We start from the raw sequence: 24,156 nt of genomic DNA on the forward strand, positions 1-24,156 counted from the left end.
GAATTTTGTCTAAAAAAATTAATAAATATCCGCTCCGTGAGCAGACCGCCTGCTGTCAGGAGTGCCGGACGGGATTTTTGCCCCGTGCACGGGGATGGGCTTTATCGTAAGCCTCCGCCAGACGGTCAATGGTGAGGTGCGTGTACTTTTGAGTTGTGGATAAACTCGAATGTCCCAGCATCTCCTGAATGGACCGCAAGTCCGCTCCTGCATCGAGCATATGGGTGGCGAAGGAGTGTCTCAGCGAATGAGGAGAGATTTTACCGGAAAAGTGGTTCTGTTTGATATATTTTTCTACAATTTTTCGAACTCCACGGACGGAGATCCCACCGCCCCGGAAATTCAAGAACAACTCTTCCGGCTTGGGACTCAGGTTGGCAGTTTTCTTCCCGCGAAATTCGATATAGGCCGCTAGAGCGTCTACCGCTTTTTGACCCATAGGGAGCAATCGTTCCTTTTTACCCTTTCCTCTTACCTTAACCATTCGTTGCGGCAAGTGCAAGTCATCCATGCGAATTCCGACCAGTTCGCTGATCCGAACCCCGGTGCTGTAAAATAATTCGAGAATCGCCCGGTCTCTGGAGTCCATAAATGTTTTTCCTTTGGGAATCTCCAACAGCCGGAATATTTCGTCTACTGAAAGATAGGAAGGTAATTTGTTCACCTTTTTTGGCGATGGGACCGTTTTAGCCGGATTGGTTTTCAGATGACCTTCCCGGCACAGGAACTGGAAAAAAGAGCTTAAAGTGGAAAGTTTTCGGGCCATGGTCGCCCCGGACGCCGAGTTTTCAAAAAGGAAACTCATGAATGAACGGATAGCCAACCGATCTATTTTAGTCGGGTGAAGGGTCGACTCCCCATGCCCAGACTCATGCAGAAACGCAACGAACTGACCCAAATCCGTGAGGTAACTGTTTACTGTATGCACCGAAGCATTTTTTTCCCCAAGGAGATAGGACTTGAAATCCTGAATGTACTTTTCCAATTGACAACCCCTTTATTTTCAATAGTATCAATCTATATTACCGTAAATTAGAAGTCAAGAGTGTGGCTTTTTGGGTTGGCAGGGGAAAAAATTCGCGGGCATGAATGAAGGGAACGAGAAAATTTTTTGCAAAGAAATTGAAATCCCTGCATCCTATAGTTCAAAAAGGTATTAGCAAGTAGTTAAAAAATAAAGGAATCTATTTGATGGGAGAAAACTCACTTCCCCCCGATAATTTTGAGGGGGAAATCAGGCAGGCACGCGAAAACTTTCGCGTCATCACTGAATTGAAGGAAAAACTGGATATTTTGACGGAACACGTAGACTCTCGCAAAGAAGCGCTGGAAGAAGAAATCGAGGAAAGTCTGCACGAAGCGATCCGAAATAGTCGGGACAGTCTGGAAAAAATTCAGGAAAATATCGATCCCAAGCTGGAGAAGGTCATTCGCGTCAAGCTGGAAGAAATCGACAAGAAAATGAATGTGTGGAAAGAGGAAAGTGTGTTGGCGGTTAAGGATGAAATTCAAAAAGAAGCGCCGGCATTAACCAAAAAAATCCTCTGGGAGCTGGATCAAATCATCGTTGAAAAGGTGAAACTGGTAAAAAATCAGGTGATGGCTTCTGTTACGGAAGAAGTAAAACGCGGAGTTCAGGCCGCACTTGAGGAGTTCAAGGAGGACTCGGATAAAAATATGCAACGCATGCGGCTGTTGAGTATTGGGTCTCTGATTTTGTCCGTTGTGGTTTTGGTGGGTTTCCTTATGTTTGCTTCGCAATGATTCTGCATGGATGCTGGGCGGTCTCAGGTAATCAGCCAGAACAGATAAAAAAATAAAATCCCCGAAAGGATCACCTGCCAGACAAACCCAAACCCCGGTCCTGTGAATAGTATCAAGACCGTGCATACGCAGAGAATGATGAAGGCCAGAATCAGTCGGGTGCGCTGTTTTAATATGGGGGGTGGTTTTTGGGGCTCTAACATGGCACAGCTCTTTAAAGGAACAGTTTTTTCATCGTCTCTACAAGATAAATATCCTCCACCTCTGATCGAATATCCTCTGCTGAAAACTCTATTTCCTCCTCCCGTCCTGTTTCTTCATTGAAGACCAATCTCTCCTTGAATCCCAGGCGGGGATGAGAACTCAGGAAATCCTGAATTTCTTTTGGGTCGAACACCGCTTTGATTTCGCGAATGAAATTTTTCTGGATTTCGTCCAAACGGTCCATCTTTTCAAGAGTGTCTCCGTAATTGGAACTGATGGTCAAGGCGTAATTCAAGCGCAGGGATTTTTCGCCAAGGGAAGCCGGAACTTTTTGGAAAGGATCTTTTCCCGGATACAGGAACTTGAGTTTATTCTGGCATTTGGTCAGCTCGTAAAGATTTCGGGAAAATTTGTCCCCGATTAGAAATGCAAGACCTTCAGTGATTCCTTCCAACTCTGCGATTTTCCTGGCTTCCGCACAGTATGCTTTAATTTGATGGATCCTCATGAAAACGGACTTTCCTTTCAAAAAAATAAATTTTTGGTTTCACCAGGGCATTTGAGAAAAGCCAATTCTGGATTCATCTTATTATTCTTATATTTGAGAAGATGTAAACCGATTTTTGAATTTATTAAAATCCAGGAAGTCGAAAGCCGGTGAGGAGGGTCTTTTATTGTCCAGGTTCGGTAAATTGCAGGTTGGGGGAGTTTGTTGCTAGAGATTTTTGAAAAGATCCCCATAGTAAAATCGCGCACAAAGGGCGCCAAAATATCGAGTTGAGGAATGCACAAGCCCTTCATTTCCTTTGACGGGCTCGACGTAAATGAATCGCATGCCAGCAGAAATCGCGCCGCCGTCGGTGATGAAATTATCCCCAACCATGCAGACCTTTGAGGGGTCGTCCAACCCAAGATGTATTTTCATTGCTGTATCAAATCCTCTGGGATCTGGTTTGGCATAGGCTTCCCGCACCACTTCGATTCCCTGAAATTGCTGGAACAGCTGATTGTCTGAGTTGGTGTAAATAGCAACTTTCAATCCTTTGCCAGCCATTTCCATGACCTTGTTCACCACACTTTCAAGATAATGCCTTGCGTGGTGCGGACCCAGAGTTCCATCGGCATCCAGCAAAACTCCCTGCACCCCATCCTTTAAAAGTGTGTCAATGGGGATGTCTTCAAACCTTCGGACTGCAAGATAGGCCTTCAGGTACTGCGGCTTGAAAGCCAGTAAAAGAAAGCGCAGGACTTTGGCTGATGTTAATCCCTCTCGGGACCCTGGGTTGTGGACGGGAATGGTTTGGGTCATTTAAATGTGTGTTTAATGGCTGGGATCAAAAGCAAGGGTCTGATTATCGGGTGCAAGGCGAGGAAATACAAATGAAAAATTTTAGTGCCCTCAAAGATGCGGGCATTTTTCAATGATGCCGCGAACATCTTCCAGTTCCTTTAAAGACGGCAGATCTTTATGAATGTCGATAAATTTCAGTTTCAGGCCTAGGTGGTTCAAGGGCATTTGGACGAAGCGGTGGATTCGGGTTTCCCTTATAATTGGATTCTCTATGCCGTCGTATAAAGCGATGATGGTTCGCGAAAGAGAAAGTTGCTCAGCCGCAACAACTTCTCCGCAAAAGGAAAAAATCAGTAAAAATGAGATCAGGATTTTTCTTATTGTCATAAAAAGCGAGTAATTTCAGTCGGAGTCATGTTGACTAGAATTACATTAAGGGTGACAATGGATGCCGTAAACTATTTATGCTATTGATTTTAAAGGATAATTGATCTTATTGAAAACTTATTTTTCTCGTAAGTCACTGTAAACTTGTCTCCTCAGGCTCCGTAAAATTTTACTTTCGAATAAGCGGCGGTTTCTCAGAGGTTTTAAATAATAGGGACCGAAAGGAGGGTTTCTAATTTATTTCCTGCGGGTTTGCAGAATACTGGCCGAAATACAGTGATTTTTTAGTAGATCGATTGGATTTTCGCAAAAGGGAAGGATAAATTGGGGGGATAGAGGAAGGTGATAGTGCAATAAGGAAAGTTGGGGAGACCTTGGAACTTTTAAACTTTCAGATCATTCCCGCCCGGTCGAGCGTCCGGTATTGAATGGCTTCCGCCACATGGTTGGACTGAATGGTTTTCTCCCCGGCCATGTCGGCGATGGTGCGGGAAACTTTTAGTATTCGGTCGTGGGCGCGAGCGCTCAAGCCGAGTTTGTCAATGGCCAGGCCCATTATTTTTTTGGAAGCCTCATCGAGTGCGCAGAAATTTTTAAGCTGATGGGGTTTCATCCCGGCGTTGAAATAATTTTTGGCATCAGTGAAGCGTTGCCATTGAACTTCCCTTGCCCGCTCCACCCGTTCCCGGATTAAATGGGAAGGTTCGCCTCCCGTTTTGGCGGAAAGGTCTTTGTACTCCAGGGCCGGCACTTCAATGTGGATGTCTATTCGATCCAGGAGGGGGCCGGATATTTTGGAGACATAATTTTTTATCTGCAAGGGGTTGCAGGTGCATTCCCGTTTCGGGTCCGATTTGTATCCGCAGGGGCAGGGGTTCATGGCGGCTACCAGAATGAAATTTGCCGGGAAGTTCAGCGATCCCGCCGCCCGGGATATTGAAACCTCTCCCTCTTCCAGCGGTTGCCTTAGCACCTCCAATACGTTGCGTTTAAATTCAGGCAGTTCGTCCAGAAACAGAACGCCGTTGTGCGCGAGGGAGACTTCTCCCGGCATGGGGTAACGCCCGCCACCGATCAGCCCTGCGTCTGATACCGTGTGGTGGGGGGAACGGAAAGGTCGTTGCCGCATGAGCCCGGACCCGTTTTTGATCATTCCCAGTACACTGTGGATTTTGGTCGTTTCGATGGCCTCTTCCACAGCCAGAGATGGGAGGATCGTGGGAATCCGTTTGGCCAGCATCGACTTGCCACTTCCGGGAGGGCCAATAAGAAGAATGTTATGCGCTCCAGCGGCGGCGATTTCCAGCGCCCGTTTGACATGCAGTTGACCCTTGACGTCGTTGAAATCCACCTCATAGCGTGAAAAGTCTTCAAACTCTTCTTTCCGCTTCGATTGCGTGGGCACAATTTCCAATTCGCCGTTAAGGTATTCCAGGGCTTGCGGCAGGGTTTCAACCGGGATCACGTTCACTCCCTCGACAACGGAGGCTTCCGCCGCATTGCTGGCAGGAAGAAGGATGCCTTCCATGCCTTGATCCCGTGCCATGGCCGCAAGCGATAGAATGCCACGTACCGGTTTGACTCTGCCGTCGAGGGAGAGTTCGCCTAAAATCACAAATTTTTTCAAACGTTCGCTTCGGATCAAACCATTGGCGGCGAGAATGCCGAGAGCGATGGGAAGATCGAAGGCGGAACCTTCTTTGCGGATATCGGCGGGAGCGAGATTGACGGTGATTTTGTGAAGCGGCAGATCCAGCCCTGTATTCTTGATGGCCGCGGTGACCCTGTCACTACTCTCTTTGATCGCCGCATCCGGCAGGCCGACGATGGACATACCGGGAAGACCCGCCGCAAGGTTAACCTCCACTTCTATCAGATAGCCGTCGATCCCCGACAACGCTCCGCTATGAATCAGTGAAACCATAAGGTCCTTAAAATTTTAAATTGGGGAAATATTTTCAAGGTTGATTGCCACCTCTATAATGTGATGGTAAAAATAAGATATTTAACAATATTGAGTTATGTTTATAAAAACATTTATTTCAGGCTATTGGCTGGCAATATGGCTAGCTTTCGATGGGGCAGGCCAGTTAGGCTAAGAAAGCTGATTGGTAAATACTTTCTGTGCCGGGTCCTGCCGATAAAAATTCTGTAAAACCTGATAAAGTTTTGGATGATAGTGTTTCATGTTTTCGGGTTTACTAAAAAAATGTTCAGTCACCACCGCGAAAAATTCAGCTTCATCCGTTGCCGCATAACTGTCAAAAAAAGTAGGCTTGCCGTGTTTCACCTTGTCACATAGCTCCAGATACTCTTTGGAACATATTTCACTCCACAGCTGATATTCCTCAGGAGTTGTTAGCGGGGGAGTGCCGTCTGCACTGCCATCGAGCATGTCCAGTTTATGAGCGAATTCGTGATAGACAACATTATGACCGTGTTCAGGATGCCGGGTTTCTCTTTTCACCTCATCCCAGACGAGTATCACCGGGCCGTGATAATGGGCTTCACCTAAAATTGGTATCGGGCCACGCACCGGGGTCGTGCGAACTTCAAAAAATCCTGTTGAACTCTCAGGAGAAAAGATTGTTGTAGGATAAACATAAATGGATTTCACATTGCGGTAATTATCGTTTGGCAACGCGAGTATCAGCAAGCAGGCATGGGCGGCGATTAGGACGCGAATCTCATCCGTCAATTTGAGGCTATTACACCCCAACCAATACTTTTCGGCAATAAAGATTTGGATGAGATCCTGCAAGCGCTTTTTTTCTTCATTATTGAGGTGTTGATAATATTGAATGTTATTTTGAATGTGCCTCTCCCACTCGCTTGGGAAAGGAGCGGCCAGTATTTTTTTTCGCCGAGCATCACGAAACCAATGCCACATAAAATTTAACCTCCTACAATTAAACGCACCGCTTCTACTTTAAATTCTTGCGTCTATTGCCCGCGATTCTTTCCCCTTTGAACACCTCCAAAAATGATTGTATCCATTACTTTCTTCGTGTCCACTTTTACTGTGAAAGATCAGTTGAAACTCGTGGCAACCGTACAGCACACTTTGAGGTGGGTCAAGTTTGCAAAAGAGTTTTCAGGAAAACTTTATAACCTGTTCTCTGTAGAAAGATTGACTTGCGGGGTTAACCCCCGATTCATTACATGGTAAACAGCTCAGGAATATTCTATTCTCTGGGAAACGACTCATAGAAAATGACCTTCAGTATAAAATTTTTAAGGAAAACAGTGGTCGCTGTACGGCCCGAAGAACCTGTGAGAAAACGCAACGGGTTTTCAATGAATCCACAGATGTCTATGTATATATTAAATGTTGCACCTTGGAGCAATTCGATTGGCTCTTTGTAAATGAGAGAATCTAAAATGAAAAGTAAAAACCGAAATACCCGTCTGAAAAGATTCATCAACGATATTTTTATTCACACGCCATTTTTTACAATGCTTTATTCCCTGATCATCTTATGGGTTTTATTTTCAGGAGGTGTGTATTTTGCCGAAAGAGAAATGGAAGGGGCCACCATCACCTCTTTTGGCGATGCTCTTTATTGGGGGGTCGCTGCATTTTCTACAGCGGGCATTGCTGACACGCCGCAATCCAGCTGGGCCAAGTTAATTGGTGGAATCTGGATTATTATTGGTTCGGGGCTTTTTTTCGGCACCATCGTCGCAACCATCACCACCTATTTCATGCGGCCAATGCAACGACCGGTAAAAAGAATCATCGACACGATCGAATACAATTTGGAACAGCTGGACAACCTGACCATCGAAGAACTCGATCTGTTGAGAGAAACCGTGGACACCCTGATCGAACACGTCGAGAAGATAAAAGGCAAAGAAACGAAAGAATGATGGGATAGACAATTTTCTTTGAATGAAATGACCTTTCCCGCTTAGACCTTTTCCAGGCAATTTCCTTAAATTTGCGGAAGTGTAACAGAAATTTCTCATTAACTTACTTACCTGAAATTTAAGGTATGTTCATCAAACCCTAATGCATTAAAGGATTTTTACCAACTAGCCGATAACTAATTGGTTAACCTTTTTTTTGGTCCTTATCTGTGTTGCGCAAGACAGAAACTTTATAAATCCAATTGAATGGAACAAAATGTCTGCTGAACGACCCAAACACCTCCTGATCATTGGCGGGGGATTATTCCAGGTTCCGGCGATCAAAACCGCGAAGTCGATGGGGCTCAAGGTGGCGGTCACGGATTACAACCCTGAGGCCGAGGGCATGCTCATTGCGGATTACCCTATAGTCGTCAGCACCCGCAATATCAATCTGACGGTCAATACCGCCAAAGAATTTCACCAGACCTGCCCGCTCGATGGGGTGATGACCCTTGGCACCGACGCCTCGCAGACGGTGGCCGCCGTGGCCGATGCCTTGAACCTTCCCGGCATTCCCTTTGAAGTGGCGGAGCGGGCGACGGACAAAATTAAAATGCGCCACTGTTTACGCGAGCATGGTGTTCCCGTGCCGGATTTTCGTCCGATCTGGTCTATCGAGGAAGCCCAGCGTGCCGTCCATGAGATGCCACTTCCTTTAGTCATCAAGCCTTGCGACAATATGGGAGCCCGTGGCGTCAAAAAGATTTTGTGTGCTGATGACTTGATCCCCGCCTTTAAAGAAGCCAAGGAAGCCTCCATCAGTGGAAAACTGCTGATCGAAGAATTTATGGAAGGGCCGGAACTGAGCCTCGATGCCCTGGTCTTCGACGGTCAGATCGAGATAATGGGCATCGCCGATCGTCATATAGAACGTTCACCGTATTTCGTTGAAGTGGGTCATACCTTGCCCTCCAACCTGCCACTGGACCAGCAACAGCAAGTGATGAAGGTTTTTCGTCAGGCAGTGCGTGCGATTGGCATCAACCTTGGCGCCGCCAAGGGGGACATCAAAATGACTCGAAGCGGCCCAAAAATTGTAGAAATGGCCGCCCGATTGAGCGGCGGCTGGATGTCTGCACACACTTTTCCGTTATCCTCCGGGGTGAACCTTATTAAAGGAGCGATTCAGATCGCTTTGGGAGAAAGACCCACGGATTTGCAACCTAAAACCTCGTTGGTTTCCGCCGAGCGGGCGTTGATTCCGCCACCAGGAAAGATCCTTTCTATTAAGGGAGTTGAGGATGCCAGGAAAATCAAAGGCGTGAAGGAAATCATCCTGATGAAGGAAGCCGGGGACCGGGCCGAAGAGATGAAAAGCAACCTCGGCAAGACAGGTTATGTGATCACTGTCGCTAAAACCCGTGAAGAGGCCATTCGCATCAATGATCTGGCAAGGAAAACGATTCAGATCGAAGTGGGGGAGTCGCACTCCCTGACCTGGGACATCATCCGCAACAACGCGCGCAAGAAATTTTATATCGCCTGCAAAGCCTGCGTGGTCTGCGATGGGGCCGAGTGTCGAGGCAAGGTTCCGGGCATTGGCGGCATCGGGACGGGAGAATCGTTTACGGAAAACCTGCGGGCGCTGGCTCGTTACAAAATCAACCTGCGCACCATCCATCAGGTCAAGTTTCCTGATCTTTCGATAGAGCTTTTTGGGCAAAAGCTTTCCCTTCCTATTCTGGCGGCGCCGATCACGGGAATGGAGACTAATCTGGCCGGTGGCATGGACGAAAGAGCCTATGCCGATGCGGTGCTGGAGGGCTGTATTTCCAGTGGCACGCTTGGGATGGTGGGGGACGGCGCCAGTCCGCAAAAATATCTCATCGGTCTGGAAGCCATCAAGAAGCGGGGAGGGCTGGGCATCCCCATTTTCAAGCCGCGCGAATACAACATGGAAATCATCACCCGCTTCAAGGCGGCAGAGGATGCCGGGGCCATCGCCGTGGGAATTGACATCGATGCGGCTTCCTTTAAAACGATGGCGTTAAAGGGGCAGGCAGTGGGTCCCAAATCGATAGAGGAACTACGCGAATTGAAGTCTCATTTATCCGTTCCCTTCATTTTGAAAGGAATCATGAATGTGGAGTCCGCTTTGGCGGCCATTGAAGCCGGGGCGGACGCCATTGTCGTTTCCAATCATGGCGGCAGAGTTATGGACACCATGCCGGGAACGGCGGATGTGCTTCCGGAGATTGCTGCCGCTGTTCAAGGCCGCGCTAAGGTGTTGGTGGATGGAGGCATTCGCGAAGGGGTGGATATCCTGAAGATGCTGGCTCTGGGGGCGGATGCTGTCATGATCGGCAGACCTGTGTGTATCGCGGCGTTCGGGGCGGGGCAGGAGGGGGTGGAATTCTACCTCAACCAGAAACGCGACGAATTAAAAAAAGCCATGATTCTCACCGGATGCGCCAGTATCCATGCAATCGACCCATCGGTGATCTTTCGCAATGCCAAGGGAGAGCGATGATGAAACATAATAACCCGCCGCAAGTTTTGAAGGTGGTCCCGAAAAACAGGCACAAGGATGGTTTGGAGCTGATTCAATCCATGCGCACCTTGAAAAACCAGTATGGCGCCAGTTGTCTGAAACTATCGACCGAAGATGCGGCCATGTCCTTTGACCAGATCGCCTTTTGGACGCAGTTGGCGGATGGCATTCTTCCGGTCATGGTGAAAATCGGCGGACCCAACGCCCGCAATGATATCAAACAGTTGCTGGCAATGAACATCGACGGTTTGATCGCGCCGATGGTGGAATCGGTTTACGGGTTGGAAAATTTTCTGACGGCGGTAAGGGATTTCACCACGCCCATGCAAATGCAACGGCTTGCCAAGCAGATCAATATCGAGACCGTGACTGCGGTGGAGAAGCTGGACGATATTCTTGCATCCCCGGAAGCCGCCTTTCTGGATGAAATCACCATCGGTTGCAGTGACTTGTCTCAATCTCTCAAAAAGGACCGCTCGGACCCAGAGGTACAACGCCTGGTTAAACAAACGGTTGTAAAAATTAAAGCCAAAAATATTAATGTTTCCGTAGGCGGCGGCATCGCGCCTGATACCATTGACACCATCCTTCAGGATATCCAGCCGCATCATTTCAACACCCGGATGGTGACATTTTCCGTGCATCCGGGGCAAAGCTATCGGACTGCGGTGACAGAAACGCTTTATTTTGAGTTAAAAATGCTGGAACACGACGTTAGCAAGGGTTTCATTTCCCGAGACGAAGAAAAATTTCGCGCCCGTCAATTAAAAACCCGGCTGGCCGATATTCCTGTAGATTGATCCTTCCTGTTCATTAATAATTCCCATCGCAGCAAGTTCTAAATTTTCAAACTAAAATCGTGAGGAAAATATTGACAAAATTTGCATTTTCCATAAAATACCTTGCCGCGGACCTTAAACAAAAAAATTAAAATTGAGGGCGACTCTAAACGGGTCTCTTCATAGTAATTAGGACTGGAAAAATCTATTCCGAAAACGGTATCTACCGATTGTGTAGAGTCTTGATTAATTTTTTATGCTAAGCAGGAGAATAAAATGCAGTTAACCGGCATGCTCTGGGGCAGAAAGTTGTTGGACCTTGTTGAATATCCTCACTCCGAGGTCCGGGGGCCGGAACTCAGCGTCGATGAAATCAAGGAAATGATCAGCAGGCATGGTGAAGTTTTCATCAAGCCTGTGTTTAAAGGAGGGGTTGGGAAAAAAGGCAAGTCGGGTTTGATTGGACGCGCTAAAAATATCACCGAGGCCCTTAAAGAAAAGGAACGTCTTTATTTCGCCGAACACAAAGACGGCCTGGCCGTTACCAAATCGGATGGCGTGACTTACGAGGGCGCGGTGCCGGCAAAATATGAAGTGTATTTTTCCATCAGTGAAAGCACCGAGTACCGGGCGCCGATGATGACCATCACCCATCACGGTGGAGTGGACATCGAGGAATTGGATGCGGATAAAATCGCCAATGTTCCTTTCGATCCGCTGACGGGCCTCAAAGCCTTCCACGTATCCAACGCGTTGGCCAGCCTGGGTGCGCCCCAGGAGATCATCAGCCCGCTGGTGCAGAACCTGCCGAAATTATGGGATTTGTATAATAACTATGGAATGATCCTTCTCGAAATCAATCCGATCCGCATGATGCCCGATGACAGGGGCCGCCTCACCCCGGTGGCTTGCGATTTGAAGGCCGCTTTCGATCAGGATGACCCGGCTTGGAAACGATTGGGACTGCCCGGTCATCTTTTTGTGTCCGACTATTCCGAGTTTGAGCAGGAAATCAATCAGCTTCGCACCTATCAGGGACAAAGTGACGTTTTCGTTATGAACGATGAAGGCTCCATCACTGCGCCGACCTTCGGCGGCGGGGCGAACGCTATGGTGACTGAGTTACTCGGTGAAGACGCGACGATTTCATCCGACTTTGGCGGCAATCCCCCTTATGTGAAGATGAATGATATTGCCAAAATCACATTCAAATACTGGCTTCCCCAGTCCAATATATTGTTCATTATCGGCGGTAAGGCCAACAACACGGATATCTATGAAACGTTTCGGGCGATGGGCGATGGACTCCGCTGGTTTTTTCAAACGCATGGTCCCATTCCATTGTTTGTCGTCGTTGGCCGGGGCGGACCTAATTTGATTCGGGGAATGTCTTACTTTAAAGACATTTTGGATTCTTTGGGAGTTCCTTATCGCTTCTTTGGTCACGACAGCGCCATGTCGGAAGTCATCAATTATTCTCTCAAAGTTAATGAGTGGATGAAAAATGGCGGCCGAGAACAGATCAAAGCCCAAATGAACATTAAATAAATTTTTAATTTTTCAAGCCCCATTCAAAAGAGAGGTTTTTGGTATGCATAAGCAAGGTGTTGGAGAGTTTCCTTACTATGTCGGGATCAATAATTTGAGCGAGCTTGCGACTGCGGATGACCGCGTCGTTGTTTTGAATATTCTGGGAAATGAGAGTTCAACCGTCACGCCGATCAGCCACGAATATTCCGGCGGCAACATCGTTTTTGGAACCGGACCGGGCAAATCGGGTAAATTTCTGCCAACAAAAATCGGGAAAATTCCGGTTTATAATTCCATCAAGGAAGGCATGGCGGCAGGTCACAAATTCAATACAGTCGTGATCTATCTTCCCCCATCCGGGGTGAAGGACGGGGTGGCGGAAGCGGTTCGCGCCAATCCCGATCTGAAAAAAGCCATCATTCTCACGGAAAAAGTTTCCGTTAAAGATGCCCGCATCATGCGTGCTATTTGTCAGACCAACGGAGTCGATCTTTTTGGCGGCAATTGCTTAGGCCTGGCCGATGCCTGGAACCACGTTCGGGTGGGCGGCGCATTGGGCGGAAGTCATCCGGAAGAATCCTTGATCAAAGGATCGGTCGCTCTGTTTTCAAACTCCGGAAATTTCACCACCACCATTGCGGTTTACCTTTCTACGGGCGGGTGGGGAACGACGACTTCGGTTTCCAGCGGCAAGGACGTTTACATCCAGTACGGTCCCAAGGAATTTTTATACGCATTGGAAAATGACGATCGTTCCAAAGCGGCGGTTATGTATTCAGAGCCGGGCGGGTATTACGAGCGTGATCTCAAATCCAGCAAGCCAATCGTCGCCTGTGTGGTTGGCCGTTGGAAAGCGAAACTGACCAAAGCCTGCGGTCATGCGGGCTCCTTGGCGGGATCGGGTGATGACGCATTCGCAAAAGAAAAATGGTTCATGGAAATGTTTGGCGTTGACGGCATTTACACTCCTGACAAACCTATATTTTCCAAAAAAGGTGCGCTGGTCACCAACATCGCCCATATTCCTGAAGCTTTGACTGCAGTGATGGCGGCCAATGGCACCAAACCCGACTTCGACTCCAAGGGCAATCTGGCGCTGAAGTGCTGGATGGGAAACAATCAGGGATTGAGTCTGCCCAAGGAATTGGATGTTCCGACTGTCGAGGCGCTCAGCCCTTACAACGATCAGATCGAAGCGCTGGACAAGCAGGTGGGGGCCCAGTTTCGCAGGGAAACCCTGAAAGACGCCAGTGGCGCGTCCATGATGGACCCGAAAACCCAGGTTTCCAAAATCCACAACACCTCTATTCTGGATGCTTCGACGAAAACTTTCGAAGCCAATCTGGCATTTGCTCTGGTCAAGCAATACCCCGACGCCTATGGAGAAAAAATCGCTAATATCGCGCTCAATGCCTGGGTCAATCAGTTCAGATTGCCGACATTGGTGGCGGCGGCGGCATCCCGAGAAAACGGCAACTCTCCCAACACGGTTGCGGCATCGGCAATCGGCATCGTTGGTAAAAAGGTAGCCCAGAAAGCCATGGATGCGGCGCAGGTTCTGGTGGATTTATTCAAGTTTGCCAAGATGACGGACCCTACAGAAGACTTCGACGCTTCCGCTCAGTTGAAAGAAGCAGAGAAATACAAAGATGTTCTTGTATGCAAGGAAGCGGATGAATGTGCCGGAAAGATGGCGGATGCTTTAAATAAAGCCGGGAAATCCGTGTTCATCAGTTTTGTTCAGGATTTTGCCAAAAAGCAGAAAGGCCATGTGTCTGCGGATACCCTGCTGGCCGCTATCTGGCTGACTTTGGGATGGAACAGCATGAAGGGCAAAAAAATCCCCAAGGAGTCATTGGTGCGTTTGCCCTGGCATTCGATAATTTACAGCACCATGGTCGGGATCACGGCGACCCACGACAGGCAGTTGAAAGACAGCTTCTGCGGCGTTAAAACCGAGGACCTGTTGACTAACAGTTTCACCAAAACCGCGTTCCTCGCACTCATGGGTAAAGAGCCTGGGGAGACGGAGCTGTTTGAGTTTCAGGTTCTGTTAGGACTCATCATTACCAACGGTCCAGGAACGATTTCCGCTCAGGGAGCCAAGGGGGCAGTCAGCGCCGATGGGCCTGAGCAGCCGGACCGTGTTCAGGTCAACAAGGCGTATATCGGCTTCCTGACGCATACCGGCTTTGCCCACGGCGGCAACGGCTACGAAGCGGCGGCGTTTCTGATCGAGAACTTCAAGGATACAAACTTAAAAAGCGCTTCCGATAAGAAACACGGCATTGATCTGGATGCGATCGCGATGAAGGTTGCCAAAGAGTATGCAGGCTATAAAGACAAACAAAAAGCCATCGGCAATCTCGACTACGCCAAAATCCCGTGCGTCAACCATCCCATTTTCAAGGGCAAAGACGTCAACGTGGACCCGCGTGAAGTATTCGTCAGCGGCCTGTTCAAGGAAAAGGGGCTGGATAACGTGTTCCTGGATTTTTACCACAGCCTGGTCAACGCGCTGTTCAAGGCCAAGGTCAGCAGTAACGTGTATTGCGTCAACATCGATGCGGTGATTGCGGTCATCCTGCTGAAAATGGTGTGGCCGGAATACAAAGCCGGGAAGTTGAAGGAAGAGGATATCGAAACCGCGAGTTTCGCCACCTTCCTGTTTGGCCGGATGATCGGCTGCGCGGCGGAGATCGACGATCACACCAACCGCGGCAAAAACATGGACACGCGAACCCCTGCGAGCCAGGTTGTTTATGTAGGCTGATTGATTTCCCTGATTCCCCCTCCTTACCAAGATTGTCATCCTGAGCCTGTCGAAGGAGAGGGGTTAGGGGAGGTTGAAAAACTAAAATATATTGAAGTATTAATTCAAAAATCCCCTGTCACCCTGAGCAAGTCTAAGGGCGGCAGGGGATTTTTTATGACGAAAAAAACAGTCCTTTATTTGATGACATTATACCCCTAACCACTCCCCTAAATAGCCCCGGTAATAACCCGATAAACCACTTTGCCGATCAACTCGCCCAACACCGTGTGCATGCCGCAATAATTTTCTTGGATCTCTCCCGTGCCGGCCACCACGATGCAATCGGTTCCGGTTCCTGTGGCGGGCAGTCCCGATTTTTCGCTCATAACGTCCATGTCCCGTAAAGCCCTGGCCTTGGCCATGGTTGCCACATGCACGGCCTCAATTTTTCCTGAAATGTCCGGTAGGGCGTTGCAGGCCAGTACCAGGTTGATGGTTCCCACCGGGTTTGGAGGGGTTTGAAACGGCACGTCCGCCTCATCTCCTGCGGTTCGCGCATTGGCTAGACCCACGGTCACGATGCCATGCACCCACAACGAATTATGGGTTAAAACGCATTCCCGATAGTTTTGGATCTCGGCTCCGGTGATGAGGCCGATGGCATCCTTCGGCAAGTTTAAAGAATTGGTGACGTTGTTAAATATGGAGTCCAGATCTTTTTCATCGAACTTCCCCAATTGATGGTTGAACACGCAGGAAGAAGTTATGTTGCCTCCATTGTGGGGAGCCCAGCTCAGGACGGGCCAGGGTTCGGGAAATTTTATGATCAGGGTATTTTTTGCTAGGGTGGTGCTGATTTTGGAACAAGCGGTTTCAGGATTATGGATTTCCACGGCCTTTTTCTCTCTTATTCACAGCGGTAATTTATATCGAAAAATACCACATCCATTGGGATTGTTCGGCGACCCAGAAGAAATCAAACAAATTATTGCGAGCGCTCATGGAAAAATAGAGGGTTTCCTCTTTTTTATTTTCCGGGCGCAAGACGGTTTTTACCACAAACATTCTCGATGAGGTGATTAGCGTCGGCACAAAGAGAAAGTGTTTCACTTCCACGGAAATGAACTGCGTCCGTTCGAATTGTTCCAGCTCGGCGTTCAGCCGTTCGGCCATGTTTTTATCTGGAGACTTCAGACCCGCCGCTTTCATTTCCTGCATGTGCCGCAGAGCAATGTTAGTTTTCAGGTGACGGCGTATCCAATCCTTCGCCCGCTCTGAATCCAGAGAGTCCGCGAAAATTTGCGGAATCGAAAAAAAAGCGACCATCAGGATCAAGCCCAGGAGTCCGCTGAAAAGTATCGTACTTCGGTTAAAATTGAGAGAAAAGGTGAATTGCATGAAAAAGGATAATGAGTGGGTCAATGATACCGCACGACTTCAAAGCGGTACATATCAAAGGGTTCATCTTTATCGATCCTGCCTTTTTTGAGGCAGATCCGCAGTTGGTCTTGGACGGTGTCCACGCCTTCCAGATCGGGTAGCAGGACACCCAGTTTTTCCTCAGATTTTACCGCCAAGCCGAATTGCCTGCAGTCCAGTTGCGAAATATCCTCGACTTTTTCCAGGGGAGTGAGCACGTCCACGGAAAATTTCAGGTCGGGTAATTCCTCCAGGGATACGGGAGGAAAACGCGGGTCGCGGCTGGCGGCGCTGGTGGCGTTGTGGATGATTTCCTTTGCCAGGGTGTCGTGGAACGGGGTCAGGTCGCCAATACATCCCCTTAAATTGGGGCCGTTTTTGATGGTCACAAACACGCTTTTAGGGTCTTGAAAGTCCTCTGTGAGGTTTTTGGGGCAGGGCAGGGGAACGCCGTGCTCCAGATAATGCCGAACGGACTGGATCGCAAGGGTTACATAAGGATGTGGGTTGGTCTCCATACGCCCAATTTGGTTAAATTACTTTCCAATGGCCATGATACGCTGTGTTTGGAGTGGCGCAACTAATTATTCTGTGTTCAGCCTGAATCGGGGTTTTGGAGTATAACTGGTTTTGCTAGTGGTAGATCTTTGCAGGGGTGTATCGATCGACGGTATGATCCGCGATGGTGATCAAATGTTCGCGGTATTCTGGATTTTGGAAATTAGTTTTTAGTAAGGTGTTTTTGGCTCGGTCCAGATATTCACGGGCAAGGTTCAATGTGTATTCCACGGATTTGACCTCACGCATGCGTTCCAAAATGTATTCGAATTCCTTTTGGGTGATATTTTCGTTTTGGATAAAGGATTCGATTTTCTTTTTCAATGCGTTATCGCCGTTTTCGTAAACGTGCAACAACGGCAGGGTGACATGCCCCTCTTTAAAGTCGGTGCCTGGAGGTTTGCCAAGAAGGTCTTCATCGCCTTCATAATCCATGGCATCGTCCACCAATTGAAAGGCCATGCCAAAATCGTTGCCGAAAGTGATCAGGGAATGCACTTGTTCTTCGTTGGCGTTGGCCAATAACGCGCCCATCTCACAACTCACGGAAATGATGGATGCGGTTTTCCGGTAAATCACGTCGAGACAGTGTTTTTTGCTGACTTGAAGCTTTCTGGCGTGCGTGTATTCGAGAATCCCCCCCTCGACAAGAATTCGGGTGGCTTCGGCAACGGCGCGGATAATTTTAGCGTTACAATCCTCAGCCAGGAGGAGGATGGCGCGCGAGATTAAAAAATCTCCGACCAGAATACTGGCGTCGTTTCCCCACTTGGAGTTCACGGTTTCATGCCCACGCCGGACGGTGGTCTCATCCACAACATCGTCGTGCAGAAGGGTGGCTGAATGAATGTATTCAACAACACAGCCATGCTTGATGACGGTGTCGTCAATATCGCGACCGCAGAGTTTTGCGGATATCAGGGTCAGCAGGGGGCGGACTCGCTTTCCCCCTCCATCCATGAGATAAGAACTGATGCCGGGAATCAGAGGAACGTCCGATTCATAGTTCTTTCGGATGGCTTCCTCAAGCTTTACCAGTTCTTTTTTGAATTGTATTGTTACCGCGTTAAAATCCATATATGACCTACCGTTTTTGGAATATTTTATATATGGTCGAACGATCTGGGGGGATGCTAAATCAACACCCTGAGTAGATATTATTAATCCAGTGAATCTGGCGGAAACTATTATTTTTATGGGAAAAAGGGCATTTTGTCAAGCCAATTGTGGGTTTCCACAAAACTTAAGAAGACCGAATTTTTATGTCCTAAAGTTTTATATACCGTAATTTATGGAAACTAAATTCAAAACGATGAATCCGATGGTGACAGTCATCCTGCCGACTTATAACCGCGCTGGATTTTTAAAGGAATCGATCGAATCCGTTTTGTCCCAAACTTTTACCGATTTTGAGTTGATTGTGGTCGATGATGGCTCCACAGACCATACAAAAGAGGTGGTTCAGGAGTTCCCCGAGACTCGCTATATATTCTGCCCGGAAAACAAAGGGGTGTCGAAGGCCAGAAACCAGGGAATCGCGCTGGCCAGGGGCCGCTATATCTGCTTTCTTGATTCCGATGATTTGTGGGTGGAGAATAAACTGGAGACTCAGATTGCGTGGATGGAATCGCAAACGGACTGTCAAGTATGCTATACCGATGAAATCTGGATTCGCAAGGGAGTGCGGGTCAACCCCTTGAACAAGCATCGTAAAGTTACGGGGAATATTTTCTCCGATTGCCTGTCGCTTTGTATCATCAGCGCTTCATCTGTTCTGATGAGGGCTTCGCTTTTTTCAGAAGTGGGTCTGTTCGACGAGGCGTTGGCGGTTTGCGAGGATTATGACCTGTGGTTGCGGATTTCCCTGAGATACCCGGTTCATTTGATTGACCAGAAGTTAATCGTCAAGCGGGGAGGGCATGAGGATCAATTGTCCTTCAGATATTGGGGGATGGACCGGTTTCGGGTAGTTGCCCTTCTAAAGCTCCTTCGGGAACCGTTACTTGGGGAAGAACGGCGGACTCAGGTAATCGAGATGATGCAGACCAAATGCGGTATTCTGGTTCTGGGGTTTGCCAAGCGCGGAAAGGTCAAGGAAGTGGAATATTATCGGTCCCTGGTAAAACTATATTCCGGCGGAGAAAGTCTGGAAGGGATGCCGGAAACAGAGGAGTTGAATGCTCTGCAAATACCAGGGTTGGAATAAGAAATTTAAAAAGTTGGCTGAACCATGCAAAATTTAAAAAAATTAATCGGGACCGCATCCTTTTTATTGGTTTTGTTGGTGATTACGACCACCCCTGCGGCGGTAGAAAAACCTGAAGACGCGATCCAGAAGCTGAGGCAGCGCTGTTTCTCAATTCTTTATCATGCGATTAAGAGTGAGAACGCCTATGTCCGTGGAGCCGCGGCCAGAGCGGCGGGAGAATCTCAAGACCCGGCGCTCATTCCGTTACTGAAAAAAGCCGCAACCGATGCTTACCACACCACCCGGTTGTTTGCCTTGCAGGCGTTTAAGAATTTTTCTGAAGAGGAAGCGGCAGTCGTCGCCAAGAGTCTTGCAAACGATTCCAATGTCTGGGTAAAGAGTGCGGCTCTGGAAATGCTGGGGGATTTGGGCCGTCTGGAGGCCAGGGGGGACATTCGTCAGCACCTGAAATCGTCGGACCGCCCGGTGCGAATGGCCGCCGCCGCGTCTTTGTATAAGTTGGGGGAGAAGGAACACCTATCTATTTTGCTGGAGACGTTAAAAGATTCCAATTCCGTTTCAAGGTACCAGGCGATCGGTTATCTTGGAAAAATGCATGCGAAGGAAATGCTCCCTCATTTAATCGCCTTATTGGATGATGATGAGGACGAAGTTAAATTCTACAGTTTGAAAGCCATCGGTAAGTTGGCTGAGCCAGATATCTTCCCTCGCTTATCGGAATTGACATTGAGCGATAATCCTTCGGTACGTTATCAAGCGGCGCTGATCATGGGCTATTTACCCTCTGACGTTTCCGGGAGCCGCATCAAGGAACTGTGTGAAGACGAAGACCCGATGGTGCGAGTCTCCGCCGCGGTGTCGATGAATCGCATGGGCTCTGAAGCGTGCCGGGAGGTGTTTGCCGTAGAACTTAAACACTCGGATTACGGAGTTCGCAGTACCGTCGCCAGAATTCTTGTTGAAATTAACACGACAGATCGGGCGCAATTGTTGAGTCAGGCGCTCGAAGATGAAAACACGCGCGTTCGTACAGCAGGAGTGCGTGCGGTGGGCATGATGGGTGGATCTGAGGCGTTTCCGCTTTTGATTCGTATGCTTGAGGACCCTCAGGAAGCGGTTCGGTCTTACGCGGCGGGTAATTTGATTAAACTCATGCAATGAACGACCCCGCCGCAAGCGGGCTGGGTATCCAAAAAGGATTTTAATTTAAAAGCCGTGCAAGCTACGGAGAATTAAACCCACTGGTGGGATTAAAAAATAGGATGGTTGCTTGTGACAGTTTCTAATTTGGATATGAAAACATTTAAATGCTCTTAACCAATTTCATCAGGAAAGGAAAATAAAAATGAAAATATCTGGAAAGTTCAATTTCCCCTTCACAGCTCTTTTATTTCTGGTGGCGGCTGGAATGATTTCTGCAAACCCCCTTTCTGCCGAGGAAAGCGTCTACGAACCGTTGCCGGAAATGAAATATCCAGCGGACAATGCCTGGTCATCGGAAAAAGAAGAACTGGGGAAAATGCTCTATTTTGATCCCAGGTTGTCCGGCAGTAACTGGATCAGTTGCGCGACTTGTCACAATCCTGGTCTGGGCTGGAGCGATGGGCTTCCACGCGCTATTGGTCACGGGCAAAAGGAGCTGGGCCGCCATTCCCCAACAGTAATAAACAGCGGCTATTTCCCTTTACAAATGTGGGATGGCAGGAAAAAAAGTCTGGAGGACCAGGCCTTAGGCCCCATTGGCGCCGCCGGGGAGATGAATCAGGATTATGATGAGCTTGTCAATGAACTCAAGGCGATCCGCGGTTATGTCCATTTGTTTGACCGGGTCTTTGGCAAAAACTCAATCACCATGCAGAATGTGGGAAAAGCCATCGCCACGTTTGAACGCTCCGTCGTCTCAAATAATTCTGCCTACGATAGATATTGGCAGGGGGACAAAAAGGCTATGCCTGCGAGTGCGGTCAATGGCATGAATTTGTTTTTTGGAAAAGCCAAGTGTTCCATTTGTCACAATGGGCCTGCCTTCACAGACAGTAATTTTCATAACATCGGGGTCAAACAACACGGACCTTTGACGGTGGATTTGGGACGGTTCAATGAAAGCAAGGATGATTTTGACAAGGGTGCTTTCAAGACTCCCGGTTTGCGCCATATCACACGTTCAGCACCTTACATGCATGATGGCAGTGCGACAACGCTGGAACAAGTGGTCGCTTTTTATAACCGTGGAGGGGATGTGGATCAGAACAAAAGTCCCTTCATCACCCCTCTGGGATTGACCCCTCAGGAGGAAAAAGACCTTGTTGAATTTATGAAAGCGTTGGAAGGGGAACCTATCCTGGTCTTGATTCCCCAGCTTCCTTGACGAATATCAAATCCTTCTCTTCCGGTTACAGGGAAGGGAAGGAGGTTTTTAGTTAACAGCGGTTATAGTCATCCTGGTAGCGAACGATGTCCTCTTCATCCACCCGCTCGCCCACTTGAATTTCGATGAGGCTCAAGTTTGATTCGTTGGGGTTCGCCAGCCGGTGTTTTGATTCCTTGGGGATGAACAGCGATTCGTTTTCCTTCAGGATGATTTGCTGGTCGTCAAGGTCCACCAGCGCGGCCCCCGAAACAACCGCCCAATGTTCGCTACGATGCGAGTGGGATTGCAGACTGAGCCGTTCGCCGCAGTTGACGTCGATACGTTTTACCAGGTAGTTGTCTTTTTTCTCTAGAACGGTATAGGAGCCCCAGGGTTTTTGCACAGTGGCGCCGATCTCAACTTCCGGGCGTTTTTCCTTTTTTAATAGTTCCACAAGCTTTTTTACCTCCTGAGCCTGGTTTTTATTGCATACCAGAAGTGCATCGCGAGTATCGACCACGATTAAATCCTTCAGCCCCACCGCGGCGATGATTCGTTCTTCGCCTTGAATGATAGAACCTGAACAATTGAGCTGAGTCACGTTTCCTGAGAGTACGTTGCCATTTGCGTCTTTTTCGCTCACTTCTTCGAGAGCGTTCCATGCCCCGACATCGCTCCAATTAATATCCGCAGGGATCAGAGCGGCATGCTTTGTTTTCTCCAAAATTCCATAATCGATGGAAATGGACGGCAGAGAATTGTATATTTTTTTCCCTTCTGCGCCGAGAAGGCGGTAGGGGTATTTTCGGGCATTATCAACCGTGTGCGAAACAATGGCGTCCAGCCGGTCATAAATTTCCGGCAGATGAGCTTTCATTTCCTCCAGGAGAGTTGAAACTTTCCAAAGAAACACGCCGCAATTCCAGAAGTATCCGCCAACATCGATATATTGTTGCGCAGTCTTGGCATCCGGTTTTTCGACGAATCCTTCAACTTGCCACGCATTGTTCACTGCATCCAAAGAGGGGCCTTTTTTGATATATCCGTAACCGGTCTCCGGGCGGTTGGGGGTGATTCCCAGAGTGACCAGGTGCCCCTGAGCGGCCACTTGTTCGCCCTGGCTCAAAACCTGGTGAAAGGCTTTCGGGTTCTCCACCACATGGTCGGCAGGAAAGACCGCCATGACGGCATCGGGGTTTTTTTTATGGAGAACCTTGGCTGCAAAGGCTATGGCCGCCGCCGTATTTTTTCCCACTGGCTCGGCCAAAAGATGCGAAGGGTCGAATCCATATTTTTCCACCTGGCGGCAGGTTTCAAACGCATGATCCGCGTGGGTGACCAGGAAAATATTTTGGATGGGTATCAACGGCAACAGCCTTTCAACCGTGTTCTGGATCATGGTTCCCGAACCTACGATTTTTAGAAGCTGTTTTGGGCTTTGTTCACGGCTTTTGGGCCAGAACCGGGTGCCGCTGCCGCCTGCTAGAATAACTCCGAACATGATGAGCCGATAACCTGTTGGATAGAAAGGAATCTTAAGGAGAAACTTGCGTATTAATGGATGATAGCTAAATGAATATGGTTATGATAATTTGACGCGTCCGCTGGGTTCCCCGATGCAATCTTAGGGGAATTGGAAATTGAATTGCAAAGGTTTATTTATGATATTCCTGCGAATAATTTGGAACCCATACTAGCGAAAAGTTCATCAAAGGACTACAAAAAAAACTCCTTAAATCATCTGAACCCTGTCTATTCTGCAAAGGATTTGTAATCCCGTTATGGAAAAAGAGATTTTTTACCCCTTTCTGGCATTTGTATTTTTGATCACCATGATGGGCGGTTGGCTTCCCACTTTCAAAAAGTGGTCAAAGTCCACATTCCGCATGATCATCAGTTTTTGTGCCGGGACATTGCTGGGAGCGGTTTTTTTTCATATTTTACCTGAGATCAGCCCGGTTTTAGGCGGAGAAGTGGGGTATGCCATCATGCTCGGCTTTCTGCTGATTTTCATTCTGGTAAAATTCATCATGGTGCATCCCTGTGAAGAAGGGGAATGTGATTTTCACAAAATTGGGTTGGCGGCCTATGTAGGCATCGGGTTTCACAGCATCCTTGATGGTATGGCGATCGGTGCCGGGAGTTTGTTGAACCTGAGCACGGTCATCATTCTAGCGGTCACCGTGCATAAATTTCCGGCTGCGCTGGCATTGAGCAGTCTGCTGGTGCGCGGCGGTGAGTATTCCAAGAAAAAAATTCTGCTCTCCATGTTTGTTTTCGCGCTGGCAACTCCTTTGGGCGCAGTGCTGACAATTTTATTGTTCCAGGGGGTGGATGCCTACCTGGTAGCCACGGCAATGGGAGTTTCCGCAGGGACGTTCCTGTTCATTTCCACCGCCGATCTTTTACCGGCTGTCGTCGAGGAGCATGAGGGAAAAGAGTATAAAAATCTAGTCAGTCTGTGTCTTGGAATTTTAGTCATGATTCTCTCCAAGGGGCTTGTGTGA

Annotated in this window: 22 protein-coding genes; 10 read left to right on the top strand and 12 right to left on the bottom strand. The window is 48.4% G+C overall.

Going from position 1 to position 24,156, the window contains the following annotated elements; genetic code table 11:
- Nucleotides 1-55 precede the first annotated feature (55 nt).
- On the bottom strand, nt 56-985 hold the full coding sequence (xerC, locus tag O3C58_03905; protein ID MDA0691006.1) for a tyrosine recombinase XerC: 930 nt from the start codon (nt 983-985) through the stop codon (nt 56-58).
- Nucleotides 986-1,191: 206 nt separating this feature from the next.
- Here xerC and O3C58_03910 point away from each other — a divergent pair, with 206 nt between their 5' ends.
- Entirely contained in the window at nt 1,192-1,764 is a 573-nt protein-coding gene (locus O3C58_03910; protein ID MDA0691007.1) for a hypothetical protein, read from the top strand.
- A gap of 23 nt (nt 1,765-1,787) precedes the next feature.
- On the opposite strand, the gene O3C58_03915 is transcribed toward O3C58_03910, so the two are convergent.
- The 6 genes from O3C58_03915 to O3C58_03940 all read right to left on the bottom strand — a co-directional run bounded on the left by O3C58_03915 (nt 1,788) and on the right by O3C58_03940 (nt 6,536).
- The gene (locus O3C58_03915) at nt 1,788-1,967 is read right to left on the bottom strand and encodes a hypothetical protein (GenBank protein ID MDA0691008.1); all 180 of its coding nucleotides are present in this window, start codon (nt 1,965-1,967) and stop codon (nt 1,788-1,790) included.
- Nucleotides 1,968-1,978: 11 nt separating this feature from the next.
- Nucleotides 1,979-2,476, bottom strand: coding sequence for a hypothetical protein (locus O3C58_03920; GenBank protein ID MDA0691009.1), 498 nt, complete (start codon nt 2,474-2,476; stop codon nt 1,979-1,981).
- Between the two features lie 207 nt (nt 2,477-2,683).
- Nucleotides 2,684-3,277, bottom strand: coding sequence for an HAD hydrolase-like protein (locus tag O3C58_03925; GenBank protein ID MDA0691010.1), 594 nt, complete (start codon nt 3,275-3,277; stop codon nt 2,684-2,686).
- 90 nt (nt 3,278-3,367) lie between these two features.
- Entirely contained in the window at nt 3,368-3,646 is a 279-nt protein-coding gene (locus O3C58_03930) for a hypothetical protein (GenBank protein ID MDA0691011.1), read from the bottom strand.
- A 391-nt stretch (nt 3,647-4,037) separates the two neighbouring features.
- Nucleotides 4,038-5,570, bottom strand: coding sequence for a YifB family Mg chelatase-like AAA ATPase (locus tag O3C58_03935; protein MDA0691012.1), 1,533 nt, complete (start codon nt 5,568-5,570; stop codon nt 4,038-4,040).
- A 171-nt stretch (nt 5,571-5,741) separates the two neighbouring features.
- Nucleotides 5,742-6,536: a zinc-dependent peptidase gene (locus tag O3C58_03940; protein MDA0691013.1), complete on the bottom strand. Its 795-nt coding sequence runs from the start codon at nt 6,534-6,536 to the stop codon at nt 5,742-5,744.
- A gap of 491 nt (nt 6,537-7,027) precedes the next feature.
- Between O3C58_03940 and O3C58_03945 the strand changes: the two genes are divergently transcribed.
- The 5 genes from O3C58_03945 (at nt 7,028) to O3C58_03965 (ending at nt 15,131) form a co-directional block, all read left to right on the top strand.
- On the top strand, nt 7,028-7,516 hold the full coding sequence (locus O3C58_03945) for an ion channel (GenBank protein ID MDA0691014.1): 489 nt from the start codon (nt 7,028-7,030) through the stop codon (nt 7,514-7,516).
- Between the two features lie 256 nt (nt 7,517-7,772).
- The gene (locus O3C58_03950) at nt 7,773-10,028 is read left to right on the top strand and encodes an ATP-grasp domain-containing protein (protein MDA0691015.1); all 2,256 of its coding nucleotides are present in this window, start codon (nt 7,773-7,775) and stop codon (nt 10,026-10,028) included.
- Nucleotides 10,025-10,849, top strand: coding sequence for an aldolase/citrate lyase family protein (locus tag O3C58_03955; protein ID MDA0691016.1), 825 nt, complete (start codon nt 10,025-10,027; stop codon nt 10,847-10,849). Before O3C58_03950 ends, O3C58_03955 begins: the two co-directional genes overlap by 4 nt.
- 255 nt (nt 10,850-11,104) lie before the next feature.
- On the top strand, nt 11,105-12,376 hold the full coding sequence (locus O3C58_03960) for a carboxylate--amine ligase (protein ID MDA0691017.1): 1,272 nt from the start codon (nt 11,105-11,107) through the stop codon (nt 12,374-12,376).
- Between the two features lie 43 nt (nt 12,377-12,419).
- Nucleotides 12,420-15,131, top strand: coding sequence for a CoA-binding protein (locus O3C58_03965; GenBank protein ID MDA0691018.1), 2,712 nt, complete (start codon nt 12,420-12,422; stop codon nt 15,129-15,131).
- A gap of 209 nt (nt 15,132-15,340) precedes the next feature.
- On the opposite strand, the gene O3C58_03970 is transcribed toward O3C58_03965, so the two are convergent.
- The 4 genes from O3C58_03970 to O3C58_03985 form a co-directional block, all read right to left on the bottom strand.
- A complete protein-coding gene (locus O3C58_03970) occupies nt 15,341-16,006 on the bottom strand; it encodes an adenosylcobinamide amidohydrolase (protein ID MDA0691019.1) in 666 nt (221 codons plus the stop codon).
- 31 nt (nt 16,007-16,037) lie between these two features.
- A complete protein-coding gene (locus tag O3C58_03975; protein ID MDA0691020.1) occupies nt 16,038-16,535 on the bottom strand; it encodes a hypothetical protein in 498 nt (165 codons plus the stop codon).
- Nucleotides 16,532-17,050 carry an AmmeMemoRadiSam system protein A gene (amrA, locus tag O3C58_03980; protein ID MDA0691021.1) on the bottom strand — a complete coding sequence of 173 codons (519 nt, stop codon included), beginning with the start codon at nt 17,048-17,050 and terminating at the stop codon, nt 16,532-16,534. Before amrA ends, O3C58_03975 begins: the two co-directional genes overlap by 4 nt.
- 115 nt (nt 17,051-17,165) lie before the next feature.
- On the bottom strand, nt 17,166-18,167 hold the full coding sequence (locus O3C58_03985) for a polyprenyl synthetase family protein (GenBank protein ID MDA0691022.1): 1,002 nt from the start codon (nt 18,165-18,167) through the stop codon (nt 17,166-17,168).
- A 214-nt stretch (nt 18,168-18,381) separates the two neighbouring features.
- On the opposite strand from O3C58_03985, the gene O3C58_03990 reads away from it, so the two are divergent.
- The 3 genes from O3C58_03990 to O3C58_04000 all read left to right on the top strand — a co-directional run bounded on the left by O3C58_03990 (nt 18,382) and on the right by O3C58_04000 (nt 21,667).
- Complete coding sequence (locus O3C58_03990) at nt 18,382-19,296, top strand: glycosyltransferase (GenBank protein ID MDA0691023.1); 915 nt, start codon at nt 18,382-18,384, stop codon at nt 19,294-19,296.
- 24 nt (nt 19,297-19,320) lie between these two features.
- On the top strand, nt 19,321-20,460 hold the full coding sequence (locus O3C58_03995) for a HEAT repeat domain-containing protein (protein ID MDA0691024.1): 1,140 nt from the start codon (nt 19,321-19,323) through the stop codon (nt 20,458-20,460).
- Nucleotides 20,461-20,644: 184 nt separating this feature from the next.
- A complete protein-coding gene (locus tag O3C58_04000) occupies nt 20,645-21,667 on the top strand; it encodes a cytochrome-c peroxidase (GenBank protein MDA0691025.1) in 1,023 nt (340 codons plus the stop codon).
- A 52-nt stretch (nt 21,668-21,719) separates the two neighbouring features.
- Here O3C58_04000 and O3C58_04005 read toward each other — a convergent pair whose 3' ends face one another.
- Complete coding sequence (locus O3C58_04005) at nt 21,720-23,150, bottom strand: mannose-1-phosphate guanylyltransferase/mannose-6-phosphate isomerase (GenBank protein MDA0691026.1); 1,431 nt, start codon at nt 23,148-23,150, stop codon at nt 21,720-21,722.
- A 280-nt stretch (nt 23,151-23,430) separates the two neighbouring features.
- Here O3C58_04005 and O3C58_04010 point away from each other — a divergent pair, with 280 nt between their 5' ends.
- Complete coding sequence (locus tag O3C58_04010) at nt 23,431-24,156, top strand: ZIP family metal transporter (protein ID MDA0691027.1); 726 nt, start codon at nt 23,431-23,433, stop codon at nt 24,154-24,156.

The sequence above is a fragment of the Nitrospinota bacterium genome, from assembly GCA_027619975.1.
Taxonomy (GTDB): domain Bacteria; phylum Nitrospinota; class Nitrospinia; order Nitrospinales; family VA-1; genus JADFGI01.